The organism is Duganella sp. AC917 (assembly GCF_979258245.1).
The window spans coordinates 2,118,350-2,133,485 of the sequence record NZ_OZ409848.1; the positions used below are offsets into that span (position 1 = coordinate 2,118,350).

A 15,136-nucleotide genomic window follows, 5' to 3' on the forward strand; every position below is an offset into this window, starting at 1 on the left:
CCGCAACAGCCGCGCCGCGCCGGGTTGCCGAAGCCGCAGCGCCGGCATGAGCATATTCACCACAAAGTTAATATATTCCCACGACACCGCTAATATATAGCCGGCCTGGCGATATTCAATTTCAAGCACGGCGATATACGCGGCGCACAAAAGAAAAACCCCGCAGCTCATTATAAGCTGCGGGGTATCTTGTTCTTGGCGGAGCGGACGGGACTCGAACCCGCGACCCCCGGCGTGACAGGCCGGTATTCTAACCAACTGAACTACCGCTCCTTTGGGTCAATCTCATTACTAGGTTTTGTTGGCGGAGCGGACGGGACTCGAACCCGCGACCCCCGGCGTGACAGGCCGGTATTCTAACCAACTGAACTACCGCTCCAACAAAACACTGGGTACTACTTTTGCTACAAGCGTAAAACTGGTGGGCGGTGAGAGGCTCGAACTCCCGACCTAAGCCTTGTAAGGGCTCCGCTCTACCAACTGAGCTAACCGCCCGTTTTGCCGCTTTTTTCTCAAGTGAGCCGTTCATTTACATGAGCTGCTCACCGAAGTCCGTTAGTTTACAGCATCTTTCAAAGCTTTACCAGCTTTAAATTTAGGAACTTTAGCTGCTTCGATGGTGATCTCTTCCTTGGTGCGTGGGTTGCGGCCGGTGCGGGCAGCGCGCTCGCTCACGGAGAAGGTACCAAAGCCGACCAGGGTCACGCTGTCGTTGTTTTGCAGGGTCGTGGTCACGCCGTCGATCACCGCGTCCAGCGCGCGCGCAGCGGCAGCTTTCGAGATGTCAGCGGAAGTGGCAATATGGTCGATCAATTCAGTCTTATTCAAAGCAATTCCCCGTCACAAAGGTTATATCGTTTAGCCGCTAAACTCCGGTATTTAAAACCGCAGTCCTGGCCGAGAAAAATCTCAGGCCGTATTAAACAAGCCAGCCCTGTGTCGTGTCAAGCGTTGTACTGTAGAAAAGTGGGCCAAAATAAAAAACAGGCGCCATAAAAGCGCCTGTTTTTGCAATACCAGATACTAATGCCGAACAAAAGTTAGTGTTTTACCACTTCTGTTTGGCCGTCGGTTTTGGTGGCAGCTGCAGCCACCGCCTCCACCGGCGCGGTTTCCGTCAACGGATCCGGCAGGCGTTCCAGCGCGATTTCCAACACTTTGTCGATCCAACGCACCGGCACGATTTCCAGTTTGTTTTTGACATTGTCCGGGATGTCGGCCAGGTCCTTGACGTTCTGCTCGGGGATCAGCACGGTCTTGATGCCACCGCGCTGGGCCGCCAGCAGTTTTTCTTTCAAGCCACCGATCGGCAACACTTCGCCGCGCAGGGTGATCTCGCCCGTCATGGCCACGTCGGCGCGGACCGGAATGCCCGTAAATACCGACACCATCGCCACCGTCATCGCCGCGCCGGCCGAAGGACCGTCTTTCGGCGTTGCGCCTTCTGGCACGTGGATGTGGATGTCGCTCTTCTCGAACACTTCGTTCTTGATGCCGAGGCGGTTGGCACGGCTGCGCACCACGGTGCGGGCCGCTTCGATCGACTCCTTCATTACGTCGCCCAGCGTGCCGGTACGGATCACACCGCCCTTGCCCGGCATTTGTACGGCTTCGATGGTCAGCAGATCGCCGCCCACCTCGGTCCATGCCAGACCGACGACCTGGCCGATCTGGTTTTCTTTCTCGGCCACACCGAAGTCGTAGCGGCGCACGCCCAGGAACTTGTCCAGGTTTTTCGGCGTGACGGCGACTTTCTTCTCCGACTTCTTCAGCAGCAGCATCTTGACGACCTTGCGGCAGATCTTCGACACTTCGCGTTCCAGCGACCGCACGCCCGCTTCACGGGTGTAGTAACGGATGATGTCGCGCAACGCGGCTTCGCTGACGGCGATTTCCTCTTCCTTCAGACCGTTGTTCTTGATCTGTTTAGGCAGCAGGTAACGCTGGGCGATGCTGGTCTTTTCGTCCTCCGTGTAACCGGACAGGCGGATCACTTCCATACGGTCCAGCAGCGCCGGCGGGATGTTGTACGAGTTCGACGTCGCTACGAACATCACGTCGGACAGATCGAAGTCGACTTCGATGTAATGATCCGAGAACGTGTGGTTCTGTTCAGGGTCCAGCACCTCGAGCAGGGCCGACGACGGATCGCCGCGGAAGTCCGCGCCCATCTTGTCGATCTCATCGAGCAGGAACAGCGGATTGCGCACGCCGACTTTCGCCAGCGACTGCAGCACCTTGCCCGGCATCGAGCCGATGTAGGTACGGCGGTGGCCGCGGATCTCGGCCTCGTCACGCACGCCACCGAGCGCCATGCGCACGAACTTGCGGTTCGTGGCGCGGGCGATCGACTGGCCCAGCGAGGTTTTACCCACGCCCGGAGGACCGACGAAGCACAAGATCGGCGCTTTCAGCTTGTCGACGCGTTGTTGGACTGCAAGATATTCCAGGATGCGTTCTTTAACCTTGTCCAGCCCGTAGTGATCGCCCTCGAGCACTTTTTCAGCGTTCGCCAGGTCGTTGTTGACCTTGGACTTCTTCTTCCACGGCAGGCCGACCAACGTGTCGATGTAGTTGCGCACGACCGTTGCTTCGGCCGACATCGGCGACATCAGTTTCAGTTTTTTCAGCTCGGCGGTGGCCTTGTCCAGTGCCTCTTTCGGCATCTTGGCCAGCGCGACCTTTTTCTCCAGCTCGTCCAGATCGGCGCCGTCTTCGCCCTCGCCCAGTTCCTTCTGGATGGCTTTGACCTGCTCGTTCAGGTAGTACTCGCGCTGCGATTTTTCCATCTGGCGCTTGACGCGACCACGGATGCGCTTTTCGACCTGCAGAATGTCGAGTTCGCCTTCCAGCTGGCCCAGCAGATGTTCCAGACGCTTGGCAACACTGAAGATTTCCAGGATCACCTGTTTCTGCTCGAGCTTGAGCGGCAGGTGCGCGGCGACGGTGTCGGCCAGGCGGCCGGCGTCGTCGATGCCCGACAGCGAGGCGAGGATTTCAGGCGGGATCTTTTTGTTCAGCTTGACGTACTGGTCGAACTGCTGAACGATTGCGCGGCGCATGGCTTCGATTTCCGAATCGTCGCCCAGCTCGGAATCGAGCGGCGTCAGGTCGGCCACGAAGTGCGTCGGCGTGTCGGTGATGCGGTTGATGCGCGCGCGCTGCGAACCTTCGACCAGCACCTTCACGGTACCGTCCGGCAGTTTCAGCATTTGCAGAATATTGGCCACGCAGCCGATTTCATAAATATCGGAGGCAGAAGGTTCGTCCTTGGCGGCCGCTTTTTGCGCGGCAAGCATGATGCTCTTGCCCTGCTCCATTGCGGCTTCCAGCGCCTTGATCGACTTGGGGCGACCCACGAACAGCGGTATCACCATATGCGGGAAGACTACAACATCCCGCAGGGGCAATAACGGCAGCTGAGTTTGCTCTGTTAATTTGGAAGTTGTCATGGCGTACCTTATGTGAAAGCGTGATTATGATGTGGGCGCTGATATGCCGAATCACAAGACCAGACTACAAGAAATAATTCCCTTAAAAAAGAGTCTTTTCAAAGCAGCCAGACCATTCTAAAAGAAACCAATCCAATAAAAAAGCCACGCGCGACAGCGGCTGTCACGTGTGGCTTTTCGAATGAAGCCTGCTCTTTTATTGATTTAAATTGTACCGCCTTGCCCCACGGATGCGAAATGAATTTTGCGTCGGCGTGCGGCAAGTGTGCACAAGTTATTTAATTCTCACCAGACGCTTTAGCCTGGTCTTGGTATATCAATAAAGGTTTCGCGCCACTGGTGATCGTATTTTCATCGATAACCACTTTGGTGACATTGGTTTCATTTGGCAGTTCATACATCGTGTCCAGCAAAGCATGTTCCAGGATCGAACGCAGGCCGCGCGCGCCGGTCTTGCGGGCCAGCGCCTTCTTGGCGATCGCGTGCAGCGCGGCCGGACGAATCTCCAGCTCGGCGCCTTCCATGTCCAGCAGCTTGGCGTACTGTTTGACCAGTGCGTTCTTCGGCTCGATCAGGATCTGGATCAGCGCCTCTTCGGTCAGTTCCGACAAGGTGGCGACCACTGGCAGACGGCCGACCAGCTCGGGAATCAGGCCGAACTTGATCAGATCTTCCGGTTCCGCTTCCAGCAGCACTTCGCTGGCGTTGCGCTCCTTCTTGCTCTTGACGCTGGCCGAGAAGCCGATGCCCGATTTTTCCGAACGGTTGGCGATGACCTTGGCCAGACCATCGAACGCGCCGCCGCAGATGAACATGATGTTGGTGGTGTCGATCTGCACGAAGTCCTGGTTAGGATGCTTGCGCCCGCCTTGTGGCGGCACCGATGCCATCGTGCCTTCGATCAGTTTCAACAACGCCTGCTGCACGCCCTCGCCCGACACGTCGCGCGTGATGGACGGGTTGTCGGACTTGCGCGAAATCTTGTCGATCTCATCGATGTAGACGATGCCGCGCTGCGCTTTCTCAACGTCGTAGTTGCAGCTCTGCAACAGTTTCTGGATGATATTCTCGACGTCCTCGCCCACATAGCCCGCTTCGGTCAACGTGGTGGCGTCGGCGATGACGAACGGCACGTTCAACATGCGCGCCAAGGTCTGCGCCAGCAAGGTCTTGCCCGAGCCGGTCGGACCGACCAGCAAAATGTTGCTCTTGGCCAGTTCGATGTCGTCTTTCTTGCCCAGGTGCTTCAAGCGCTTGTAGTGGTTGTACACGGCCACCGACAGGATGCGCTTGGCGGTTTGCTGGCCGATGACGTACTGGTCCAGCAAGTCCTTGATTTCATGCGGGGTAGGCAGGTCCGACTTGGCGCCGGCGACGGACTCGATGGCCGAGGTTTCGTCGCGGATGATGTCGTTGCACAGGTCAATACACTCGTCGCAGATGAACACCGACGGGCCGGCGATGAGTTTCTTTACCTCGTGCTGGCTCTTGCCGCAAAACGAGCAGTACAGTAATTTTTCGCCGCTGGAGGATTTTTTGTCTGACATGGGGCAGTTTTCTTTGAGTTACAGAATGGCTTTGCTGTTGCAGCGTATGTGGCGGCCCGGAAAAGTCCGTCTACCACTACATGCTACCCGAAATAAAAACGAAACGCCCGAACGATTGATCGCCCGGGCGTTACTCAGCAATGCTGCGCAGCAATGCTGCGATGAAAGCATCAAGCCCGGTTGGACAACATTTTGTCGATCAATCCGTACTCTACAGCCTCTTCCGCCGACATGAAACGGTCACGATCGGTGTCTTTGGCGATCTGCTCGACGGTTTGGCCGGTGCGTTCGGCCATGATCGCGTTCAAACGATGACGCAGATACAAGATTTCCTTGGCCTGGATCTCGATGTCGGACGCCATGCCTTGCGAACCGCCCGACGGCTGGTGAATCATGATGCGCGAGTTCGGCAGCGAGAAACGCTTGCCCTTGGCGCCGGCGGCCAGCAGGAAGGCGCCCATCGAGGCGGCCATGCCGGTACACAGCGTCGATACGTCAGGTTTGATGAACTGCATCGTATCGAAGATCGCCAGACCGGCCGAGACCGAGCCGCCAGGCGAATTGATGTACAGCGAGATATCCTTGTCCGGATTTTCGCTTTCCAGGAACAGCAGCTGCGCGACCACCAGGTTCGCCATCTGGTCGTTGACGGGACCGACCATGAAGATGATGCGTTCCTTGAGCAGGCGCGAGTAAATATCGTACGAACGCTCGCCGCGACCGCTTTGTTCGACCACCATCGGCACCAGGCCGAGCATTTCAGTGTCCAGCGCCGGATTACGGTTAAAACCAGTCATTCTATTTCCTTGTGAAGCAGCTAGGCCGGAAAGGCAATATTACACCAAATTGTTACATCCAACTTGGTGCATAGTGCCCGCTCCGGCCGGTGCTGAATTACGCTTGAGCGTTGCTTCCCATCAGTTCGTCAAAAGCCACAACCTTGGACGACGTTTTCGACAGGCCCAGGACGTAGTTGACGACGTTTTCTTCCAATACAAGAGCTTCCACCTCGGCCAGACGGCGACGATCGCTGTAGTAGTACTTCAGCACTTCGCGCGGGTCTTCGTAGCTCTGGGCGAAGTCTTCGACTTGCGCCTTGACCTGCTCAGGCTGGGCTTGCAGGTTGTTCTCGCCGACCAGTTGCGACAGGATCAGGCCCAGGCGTACGCGACGCTCGGCTTTTTCAGCGAACAGTTCTTGCGGGAATGGCACGTCCTTGACGTTCATGCCGCGCTGTTCCATGTCCTGACGGGTCATTTCGGCCAGGCGCTCGCTGTCTTGGGCGATCAGCGACTGTGGCACGTCCAGGGTGGCGGTTTTCACCAGCGCATCCATGACGGCTTCCTTGTTGCGGGCTTTGACACGGCCGGCGACTTCGCGTTCCAGGTTGACTTTGATGTCTTCGCGCATTTTAGCGACGTCGCCATCGGCCACGCCCAGCGATTTGGCGAATTCAGCATCGACTTCCGGCAGGTGCGCCCATTCCAGCTTTTTCAGCGTGATGGTGAACGACGCGGTTTTGCCGGCAACGTCTTTACCATGGTAGTCCTCTGGGAAAGCCAGCGGGAAGGTCTTGGCTTCGCCAACCTTCAGGCCGACGGTGGCTGCTTCGAATTCCGGCAGCATGCGGCCTTCGCCGAGCACGAACGGGTAGTCTTCAGCTTTGCCGCCTGGGAACTCAACGCCGTCGATCGAACCGACGAAGTCAACGGTGACGCGGTCGCCGTTGGCGGCGACTGGCTCGCCGCCGTCGCCGTGTTCGCCGGCTTCGCCCTTGGTGTGGAAGTGCACGCGCTGTTTGCGCAGGATTTCAATGGTCTTGTCGATTTCCGCCTCCGAGACGTCGGCCTTGACGGTTTCGATTTCCACCGTGGTCAGGTCGCCAACGACGACTTCCGGGTAGACTTCGAACGTCGCGTCGAAGGTCAGCACGCCTTCTGGCGAGTCTTCCTTAGGCTGGATGTTCGGGTAGCCAGCTACGCGCAGCTGGGCTTCGTTTGCGGCGTCGTTGAAAGCGCGGCCAACTTTGTCGTTCAACACTTCGGTCTCGATCTGATAACCGTATTGTGCTGCGACCATTTTCAGAGGAACTTTACCCGGACGGAAGCCTGGTGCCTTAGCCGTTTTGGCTTGCACTTTCAGGCGCTTCTCAACTTCGCTGCGTACTTCGGTCAGCGGGAAGGAGATCGTGATACGACGTTCGAGTTTGCCCAAGGTTTCGACTGCAGTTGCCATGTAAAAATCGTCCAAAAAAATAGTAATACAGTTGGTGCGAGGAGGGGGACTCGAACCCCCACACCATTGCTGGCGTCAGGACCTAAACCTGGTGCGTCTACCAATTTCGCCATCCTCGCGGCATGTTTGCACAAAAGCAAAGGGCGACTCGTAAGTGAAAACGGTCGCCCCGGCCCCACTATTTTCCGTGGGAGCTTTCAACTTCAACGCGGTATTCTAACGGGTTTTTTAGCGAAATGTGGTGATTTTTAAACTAACCCCAGCATTCCGCCGTTTTTCGCTTATTTTTGCGTGAATTTCCCGTGTAACTGCTTATTTAACCGGCTTTTTCACCCGGAACCACGCCGCATACAGCGCTGGCAGGAACAATAAAGTCAGCGCGGTCGCCACGATCAGTCCGCCCATGATCGCCACCGCCATCGGACCCCAGAATACCGAGCGCGACAACGGTATCATCGCCAGCGCCGCAGCGGCCGCCGTCAGGATGATCGGACGGCACCGGCGCACCGCCGACTCGACGATTGCCGTCCACGGATCGTGGCCGGCCTTGATGTCCTGCTCGATCTGGTCGACCAGGATCACCGAGTTACGGATGATCATGCCGAACAGCGCGATGATGCCCAGGTTGGCGACAAAGCCCAGCGGACGGCCCAGCAACAGCAGCGCCATCGCCGCGCCCGCCACGCCCAGCGGGCCGGTCAGGAACACCAGCAGCGCCCGCGAGAAGCTATGCAGCTGCAACATCAGCAAGGTGAAGATGATGAAGATCGCCAGCGGCAGGTTGGCGGCGATGGACGCCTCGGCCGAGCCGCTGTCCGCGGCCGCGCCCTTGACCGTGATCTTGTAGCCGGCCGGCAGCGCGTCGCGCAGCGCCTTCAGGCTCGGCTCGATCTGGCCGGACACGGTCGGACCCTGGATGTGGTCGCCCACGTCGGCCTGCACGGTGATCGCCCACTCGCGCCCTTCCCGCCAGACCACGCCCGGCTCCCACACGAAATGCGCGCGCGCCAGTTGGCTGATCGTTACGAACTTGCCGCTTGCGGTCGGAATATTCGTGTCGTTGAGGACCGAGATCGTGTTGCGCTCGTCGATCGGCTGGCGGATCTGGATGTCGACCAGCTTGATGTCCTCGCGGAACTGGCCGACTGTCGTGCCAGACAGAATCGTGTTGGCAGCACGCATGACCGTTTGCGAAGTCACGCCAACGGCGCGCATCTTGTCCTGATCCAGGTCCAAACGCAGCACTTTGATCGATTCATTCCAGTTGTCATTAACGCCCAGGGTATTTGGATTGGCGCGCATGATGTCCTTGACCTGGTCGGCGATGGCGCGCACTTTGGCTACCTCGGTACCCGTCACGCGGAACTGCACCGGATACGGCACCGGCGGACCGTTCGGCAACAGCTTGACGCGTCCACGTACTTCAGGGAAATCGACCTTGAAGACGTCGACGATCTTCTGGCGCAATTCGGCGCGCGCCTTCAGATCCTTGGGTAGCACGACGATCTGCGAGACGTTGGTCTGCGGGAAAATCTGGTCCAGCGGCAGATAGAAACGCGGGCTGCCGGTGCCGACATAACTGGTCACGCTGACCACGCCAGGCTGCTTGCGGATGAAGGCCTCGAATTTCTTCACTTGCGCCTCGTTGGCCGCAAAAGTCGTACCTTCCGGCGTCCACATCTCGACCATCAGTTCGGGCCGGCTGGAATCCGGAAAGAACTGTTTCTCGATGAAGTTAAAGCCGTACACGCCCAGCGCGAACACCGCCAGCGACAGCACAATCGTCGTCTTGCGATACTCGACGCACCAGTTGACCACGGCGCGGAAGCGGCGGAAACCCGGCGTGTCGAACAAGTCGTGCTCGCTTGCGCCGTCCGCGTGCGGCTTGACCTTCAGCAAAATGAAACCGAGGTAAGGCGTGAACGTGACCGCCACCACCCACGAAATAATCAACGCCAACGCGTTGACCGAGAACAGCGAGAACGTGTATTCGCCAGCGGCCGACTTGGCCAGGCCGATCGGCAGGAAGCCGGCGACGGTAATCAATGTGCCGGTCAGCATCGGAATCGCGGTCGACGTGTACGCGAAGGTGGCGGCGTCGAAGCGCGACATGCCCTCCTCCATCTTGCGCACCATCATTTCGACAGCGATGATGGCGTCGTCCACCAGCAGGCCCAACGCAATGATCAGCGCGCCCAGCGATATCTTGTGCAGATCGATGTCGAGCACGCGCATGAACAGGAAGGTCACTGCCAGCACCAGCGGGATGCTCAGCGCCACCACCAGGCCCGGACGAATGTCGAGGCGGAACGGTTTGGTGTGCAGACCCAACGCGACGAAACTGACGGCCAGCACGATCAGCACCGCCTCGATCAGCGTATGCACGAACTCGCCCACGGACGCCTTGACCGCCTCGGGCTGGTCGGACACGCGCTCGAGCTCGATACCGACGGGCAGCTTGGCCTTCATCTCGGCCACGGTTTTCTCCATGTGCTTGCCGAGCTCGATGATATTGCCGCCCTTTTCCATCGAAACGCCCAAGCCGATCACTTCCTTGCCGTTGAAGCGCATCTTGTCGCCCGGCGGGTCCTGATACTGGCGTTTGATGGTGGCGAAGTCGCCCAGGCGGAACGTCGTGTCGTTGGCGCGCAGCTCCAGTTCTTCCAGGTCCTTAACGGTTTTCAATGCCCCGGTCACGCGCACCTGCAGGTTGTCGGTTGGCGTGACCAGCACGCCGGTCGATTCAACGCTGTTTTGCGTCGCGATCTGGTTGGCGATGGTCTCGATCGGGATGCCCAGCTGGGCAAACTTCTTGTGCGAGAACTCGATGTTGATCTTCTCGTCCTGCACACCGAACAGCTCGACCTTGGACACCATCTTCACGCCCAGCAACTGCTGGCGCACGAAATCGGCGTAGTCCTTCATCTCGGCATAGGTGAAACCGTCACCGGACAGCGCGAAGATCGACCCGTAGGTGTCGCCGAACTCGTCGTTGAAGAACGGCCCCTGCACACCCGGCGGCAAGGTGCCGCGTATGTCGCCGATCTTCTTGCGCACCTGATACCACGCTTGCGCGACGTCTTTCGGCGGCGTCGATTCGAGCAACTTGAGGATGATCAGCGTCTCGCCCGGCTTGGAATAGCTGCTGATCTCATCGATGCCCGGGGTTTCCTGCAGCTTCTTTTCCAGCTTGTCGGTGACTTGCTCGGCCACCTGCAACGAAGTCGCGCCCGGCCAGTTGGCGCGCACCACCATCGCCCGGAAGGTGAACGGCGGGTCCTCGTCCTGGCCCAGGTTGCTATAACTGAGGGCGCCGCCGATCAGCAACACCGCAATCAGATAGCGGGTCAGCGGAATATGTTCAAGCGCCCAGCGTGAGAGGTTAAATCCCTTCATTTGGCGGCCCCGGCTGCTGGCGCGGCCATGCTGGCTGGTGCGGCCGGCGCTGCGGCAGGCACGTCGTTACCGAGGATCTTGACCTTCTGCCCCGGCTTGAGCAGATGCACGCCCGCCGTGACGATGGTCTGGCCGGGCTTGACGCCGCTGCCCAGGATCAAGTCGTTGCCGGCCGCGCCGGTGACGGTGACCGGCACCAGCTTGGCGACGCCGCCCTCCACCACCCAGACCGACGTGACCGATTTCTCGTTAAACAATGCCGTCAACGGTACCTTGATCTGCGGCGTGGCCGTTTTCGATGCGAATTGCACCACAGCTGTCATGCCCAGCTTGGCTTCGGCCAAGCTGTCCGGAATGGTGACCTTGGCGGTATAGGTGCGCGTCGCGGGATCGGCCACCGGCGAAATCTCGCGGATCTTGCCGACCACCGATTTGCTCGGATCGGCCCACAAACGCACATGCACGTCCGAAATCTTTCGCAACAGATCGACTTTATCCTCCGGCAAACCGATGACGATTTCCTTCTCGCCAGCCTTGGCCACGCGCACCACCTCGGCGCCGGGTTGCACCACCTGCCCCGCCTCGGCGGACACCGCCGTGACCACGCCATCGACATCGGACACCAGCGCAGCGTAGCCCGCCTGGTTCGATTGCCCGCGATAAGCCGCCTGGGACGCCTCGACGTTGGACTGCGCCGACTTGAAGGTTGACTCCTTCTCGTCCAGCACGGCCTGGCTGACGAAGTTCTTGCTGCGCAACTCCTGATAGCGCTTCAACTCGGCCTTGGCCAGATCGCGGCTGGTTTCAGCCGAACGAAGCGCAGCCAGCGACTGGGCCTGCGATAATTGCAAATCCTGGGGATCGAGCTGCATCAGCACCTGCCCCTTCTTGACCAGCGCGCCGACGTCGACCTTGCGGCTGACGATTTTGCCGGCCACGCGGAAGCCCAGGCGCGATTCGACCCGCGCCCTGACTTCTCCGGAGAACTCGGCGTTGACATCGACGTCGCTGCTGCTGAGCACGATGGCCCGCACCGGACGGATGTCCTCGGTTTTCTCGGGCGGCTTGGAGCAAGCCGCCAAGGTGGCGGCCAGCAGCGAGGCCATTATCAGGGAGGGAATTTGACGCGGGATTTTTGGGGCGACCACAGTACTTTCCTTTTTCTTGCTCTGGAGTGTAGTTGGCACTACTATTACGGGTCGGAAATAAATGACTTTCCGTTAATTAATTATAAGCCGAGCAAATTCGTTTGCAAATGACTTTTGCGTCATTAATCTAAAAATATTGCTTTAGGCTGGGTGTGTATGTCAGTTGATCACTACGAGAACTTCCCTGTTGCTTCTATTTTGTTACCAAGTCGTCTACGTCCGGCGGTCGAAGCGATCTACGCTTTCGCCCGCAGCGCCGACGATATCGCCGACGAAGGCGACGCCACCCCGGAGCAGCGGCTGGCCTCCCTGAGCGCGTACGAGGCCGCGCTGGACCGTATCGCCGCCGGCGACAGCGGCCACGCGCCGATGTTCGAGCGGCTGGCGCAGGTGGTGCGCGAGTTCGAACTGCCGCTCAAGCCGATGTATGACTTGCTGTCGGCCTTCAAGCAGGATGTGGTGGTCAACCGCTACCAGACTTATGAGGCGGTGCTGGACTATTGTTCCCGGTCGGCCAATCCTGTCGGGCACCTGATGTTGCATCTGTACGGTGCGGCCGACGAGCAGAACCTGCGGGACTCGGACGCGATCTGCAGCGCGCTTCAATTGATCAATTTTTTGCAGGACGTAGCGATCGACCTGCAAAAAGAGCGCATCTATATACCGCTGGAGGATCTGAACCGCTACGCCATCCTGCCCGGCGCGCTGGACCAGGCCAGCGCCCGCCCCCGCTGGCGCTCGATGATGAAGTTCGAAGTCGAACGAGCGCGAGCGCTGATGCTGAGCGGCGCACCGCTGGCGCTGAGGCTGAAGGGCCGGATCGGCTTCGAGCTGAGGATGATGGTGCAAGGCGGCCTGCGCATCCTCGACGCCATCGAAGAGGCCGAATACGATGTGTTCCTGCATCGGCCGAAGCTCACCAAGCGTGATTGGGTCAGCGTCCTTTGGGCGTCGGTGCGCATGAAACGGCAGTTGAAGCGGGTGTTGAGCGCAGCTTGAACATTGGAATGCGCTTCGCGGCGATGAGCATGAATTCGAGGCAGCCTGGAGTCTCTAGTAGGCAGGCGGTGGCAGGCGACAAGCTGCCGGCCGCTTTGCGTATCGCTCAGTAATTGAATCACTACGGAATTTGGAAAGACGAGCTACTGTGGACCTGTGTCTTCGCAAGTTCCCAGGAGAGCACCTTTTAGACAGTTTGATGATAGAGATAGACTGCTTAACTCTGTAGGCGAAGGGGCGTGTGTGCGTAAGGGCTTGGGCGCTTGAAGACCCTGAAGGTGTACTAGATAAGGCATTGAAATCTCACCGTTGACTCTACAAAACATGTTCGTTTACGTCTTAGCCATTACGTGTATAGCACTCGCAGCATTGTTCATTATTGGGGTCTCGTTCGCTATCGCAGGCAAGGGCAATCGTACGCTGTGGTTACCAATAATGGTAACGGAGATAACCGTTTGGTGTGTCATCACGTGCACCGCATGGTCCGCCGTCACTGCAAATTCTCGCGCGTACCTTGCACTGATATTTTGGTTGCTGAGTTTTCCGGCGGTATTGTGGCTTAGCGCGCGCTATTTTAAGCAGTGGCGAGAGTAAGTTTTTGACCCAAACCGGCTGCGGAAGCTGTCGGTCGTCGCAATCCAACCGTCAGGTCAGCTGCACGAATGACCTATCCTTCCCTCCCCGTACACTCACGTCGTAGCTCAGCAGTAATCTGCAAGCCGCGCACAATTATCTCGTTGCCACTGCACAATAACCACTTCTCGTGTTATGTTCGCAGAAAATTACGAGGTGTCATCATGTTGTCACACAACCCCTACTTCGGCATGGCAATGGGCCAGTCGCAGCGTCCAGATACTGAAACGTCCAAGATCGTGGAGCTGGGCGTGCGTCTGCAGCAGAGCCACGGCAAGGCATTCGCGTCGGAATTCCTGGTGCGCCGCGCGATTCCGGTCAACGTCATCGTCCGTGTGCTGTCCGATCCGCCGGGCCGCCGTCGCGCTAACCGGATGCCGGCGGGCCTTTAAGCTCCACCACATTTCCCTCGGGGTCGGTCAGATAGATCGACGGCCCCTCCCCTTCGGCGCCGTAGCGCGATTCGACCGGGCCGCCAGCGAAGCAATGCGCTTCCAGATGCTCGCGGATCGCTGTCTCGTCGAACGGTTCGATCCGCAGGCAAAAATGGTCCAGATTGCGGCCGCCCACGCCCGGCGCCGCGCCGCCCATCCTTTCCAACTTGCCGTCCACCAGCACCAGGTCGATCATTGAAGCGCCCGCGCGCAGTTGCACGAGGCCGATCTCGTCCTGGCGTCTTTCCACCGGGCAGCCCAGCACGGTGCTGTAAAAATGCAGCATCGGGTCGAGTTTGTCGACCCGCAACACGATATGGTCGATTTCCCGAATATGTATCATCCCACCCCTCCGTCACTTCGAAATTGGTGAATATAACCCGGCCCCCATCGAGGCACCGAACACTATAGAATAGCGACTTCGATAGTCTATCTTGCTTTTTTATTCATGTCTCCCGACGACTACTGCCAGCAAAAGACCGCCCAGAGCGGCTCCAGTTTTTACTACAGCTTTCTGTTCCTGCCGCCGGAGCGTCGCCGTGCCATCACCGCCCTGTATGCCTTTTGCCGCGAGGTCGACGACACTGTCGACGAATGCACCGACGAATCGGTAGCGCGCATCAAGCTGGCGTGGTGGCGCAAGGAAATCGCCAACATGTACGAAGGCAAGCAAAGTCATCCTGTCACGCAAGCGCTGCAGCCGCACCTGGCCATCTACAAGCTGGAACAGCAGCACCTGCAAGCCATCATCGACGGCATGGAGATGGACCTCAACCAGACACGCTACCTCGACTATCCGGCCCTGACCACGTATTGCTGGCACGTGGCCTCGGTGGTCGGCATCCTGTCGGCCAGCATCTTTGGCGCGACCCGGCCGGAGACGCTGAAGTACGCTGAAAAACTCGGCCACGCTTTTCAGCTGACTAACATCATCCGCGACGTTGGCGAGGATGCGCGCAAGGGCCGCATTTATCTGCCGATCAACGAGCTGCAACAGTTCAACGTGACAGCCGCCGATCTGCTGAACGCCCGCCACAGCGAGAACTTCGAGAAGTTAATGGCCTTCCAGGTCGCCCGCGCCCAGCGGGCCTACGACGACGCCTTCGCGCTGCTGCCCAAGGAAGACCGGCGCGCCCAGCGGCCGGGCCTGATGATGGCCGCCATCTACCGCACCCTGCTGACCGAGGTGCAGGACGACGGCTACCACGTGCTCACCCAGCGCATTTCGCTGACGCCGATCCGCAAGCTGTGGCTCGCCTGGAAGACCTATATTCGTGGCTAACGACGACGCC

General features: G+C 58.7%; 11 protein-coding genes and 4 tRNA genes. 3 read left to right on the forward strand and 12 right to left on the reverse strand.

The window, feature by feature from the left end; translation table 11 throughout:
* Positions 1-196: 196 nt before the first annotated feature.
* The 11 genes from ACZ0BA_RS09200 to ACZ0BA_RS09250 form a co-directional block, all read right to left on the reverse strand.
* Positions 197-273: transfer RNA gene (locus ACZ0BA_RS09200), tRNA-Asp, on the reverse strand.
* Between the two features lie 29 nt (positions 274-302).
* A tRNA-Asp gene (locus ACZ0BA_RS09205) sits at positions 303-379 on the reverse strand.
* A 40-nt stretch (positions 380-419) separates the two neighbouring features.
* Positions 420-495 (reverse strand) — tRNA-Val (locus ACZ0BA_RS09210).
* A 60-nt stretch (positions 496-555) separates the two neighbouring features.
* Positions 556-828, reverse strand: a complete 273-nt coding sequence (locus ACZ0BA_RS09215) for an HU family DNA-binding protein (protein WP_090319067.1) — start codon at positions 826-828, stop codon at positions 556-558.
* 212 nt (positions 829-1,040) lie between these two features.
* Positions 1,041-3,452 carry an endopeptidase La gene (gene lon / locus ACZ0BA_RS09220; RefSeq protein WP_463450985.1) on the reverse strand — a complete coding sequence of 804 codons (2,412 nt, stop codon included), beginning with the start codon at positions 3,450-3,452 and terminating at the stop codon, positions 1,041-1,043.
* 278 nt (positions 3,453-3,730) lie between these two features.
* Positions 3,731-4,999, reverse strand: coding sequence for an ATP-dependent Clp protease ATP-binding subunit ClpX (clpX, locus tag ACZ0BA_RS09225; RefSeq protein WP_090319072.1), 1,269 nt, complete (start codon positions 4,997-4,999; stop codon positions 3,731-3,733).
* A 170-nt stretch (positions 5,000-5,169) separates the two neighbouring features.
* Positions 5,170-5,796 carry an ATP-dependent Clp endopeptidase proteolytic subunit ClpP gene (clpP, locus tag ACZ0BA_RS09230; protein WP_315219061.1) on the reverse strand — a complete coding sequence of 209 codons (627 nt, stop codon included), beginning with the start codon at positions 5,794-5,796 and terminating at the stop codon, positions 5,170-5,172.
* A 97-nt stretch (positions 5,797-5,893) separates the two neighbouring features.
* Complete coding sequence (gene tig / locus ACZ0BA_RS09235) at positions 5,894-7,234, reverse strand: trigger factor (RefSeq protein ID WP_463450986.1); 1,341 nt, start codon at positions 7,232-7,234, stop codon at positions 5,894-5,896.
* Positions 7,235-7,266: 32 nt separating this feature from the next.
* Positions 7,267-7,353: transfer RNA gene (locus ACZ0BA_RS09240), tRNA-Leu, on the reverse strand.
* A gap of 193 nt (positions 7,354-7,546) precedes the next feature.
* A complete protein-coding gene (locus ACZ0BA_RS09245; RefSeq protein ID WP_463450987.1) occupies positions 7,547-10,630 on the reverse strand; it encodes an efflux RND transporter permease subunit in 3,084 nt (1,027 codons plus the stop codon).
* Positions 10,627-11,778 (reverse strand): efflux RND transporter periplasmic adaptor subunit, encoded by a 1,152-nt coding sequence (locus tag ACZ0BA_RS09250; protein ID WP_463450988.1) that lies wholly within the window; start codon positions 11,776-11,778, stop codon positions 10,627-10,629. The genes ACZ0BA_RS09245 and ACZ0BA_RS09250 overlap by 4 nt, the downstream gene beginning before the upstream one ends.
* Before the next feature lie 156 nt (positions 11,779-11,934).
* On the opposite strand from ACZ0BA_RS09250, the gene hpnC reads away from it, so the two are divergent.
* Positions 11,935-12,777: a squalene synthase HpnC gene (gene hpnC / locus ACZ0BA_RS09255; protein WP_463450989.1), complete on the forward strand. Its 843-nt coding sequence runs from the start codon at positions 11,935-11,937 to the stop codon at positions 12,775-12,777.
* Between the two features lie 797 nt (positions 12,778-13,574).
* Positions 13,575-13,802, forward strand: a complete 228-nt coding sequence (locus ACZ0BA_RS09260) for a hypothetical protein (protein WP_463450990.1) — start codon at positions 13,575-13,577, stop codon at positions 13,800-13,802.
* Here ACZ0BA_RS09260 and ACZ0BA_RS09265 read toward each other — a convergent pair.
* Positions 13,777-14,187 (reverse strand): VOC family protein, encoded by a 411-nt coding sequence (locus ACZ0BA_RS09265; protein ID WP_463450991.1) that lies wholly within the window; start codon positions 14,185-14,187, stop codon positions 13,777-13,779. The genes ACZ0BA_RS09260 and ACZ0BA_RS09265 overlap by 26 nt on opposite strands.
* Before the next feature lie 105 nt (positions 14,188-14,292).
* Here ACZ0BA_RS09265 and hpnD point away from each other — a divergent pair, with 105 nt between their 5' ends.
* Positions 14,293-15,126, forward strand: coding sequence for a presqualene diphosphate synthase HpnD (gene hpnD, locus ACZ0BA_RS09270; RefSeq protein WP_463450992.1), 834 nt, complete (start codon positions 14,293-14,295; stop codon positions 15,124-15,126).
* Positions 15,127-15,136: the final 10 nt, after the last annotated feature.

Bases quoted from the DNA above. Each gene is read 5' to 3' on its own strand.
- lon (WP_463450985.1), bottom strand. From the start codon at position 3,452: ATGACAACTTCCAAATTAACAGAGCAAACTCAGCTGCCGTTATTGCCC.
- clpX (WP_090319072.1), bottom strand. From the start codon at position 4,999: ATGTCAGACAAAAAATCCTCCAGCGGCGAAAAATTACTGTACTGCTCG.
- clpP (WP_315219061.1), bottom strand. From the start codon at position 5,796: ATGACTGGTTTTAACCGTAATCCGGCGCTGGACACTGAAATGCTCGGC.
- tig (WP_463450986.1), bottom strand. From the start codon at position 7,234: ATGGCAACTGCAGTCGAAACCTTGGGCAAACTCGAACGTCGTATCACG.
- ACZ0BA_RS09245 (WP_463450987.1), bottom strand. From the start codon at position 10,630: ATGAAGGGATTTAACCTCTCACGCTGGGCGCTTGAACATATTCCGCTG.
- hpnC (WP_463450989.1), top strand. From the start codon at position 11,935: ATGTCAGTTGATCACTACGAGAACTTCCCTGTTGCTTCTATTTTGTTA.
- ACZ0BA_RS09260 (WP_463450990.1), top strand. From the start codon at position 13,575: ATGTTGTCACACAACCCCTACTTCGGCATGGCAATGGGCCAGTCGCAG.
- ACZ0BA_RS09265 (WP_463450991.1), bottom strand. From the start codon at position 14,187: ATGATACATATTCGGGAAATCGACCATATCGTGTTGCGGGTCGACAAA.
- hpnD (WP_463450992.1), top strand. From the start codon at position 14,293: ATGTCTCCCGACGACTACTGCCAGCAAAAGACCGCCCAGAGCGGCTCC.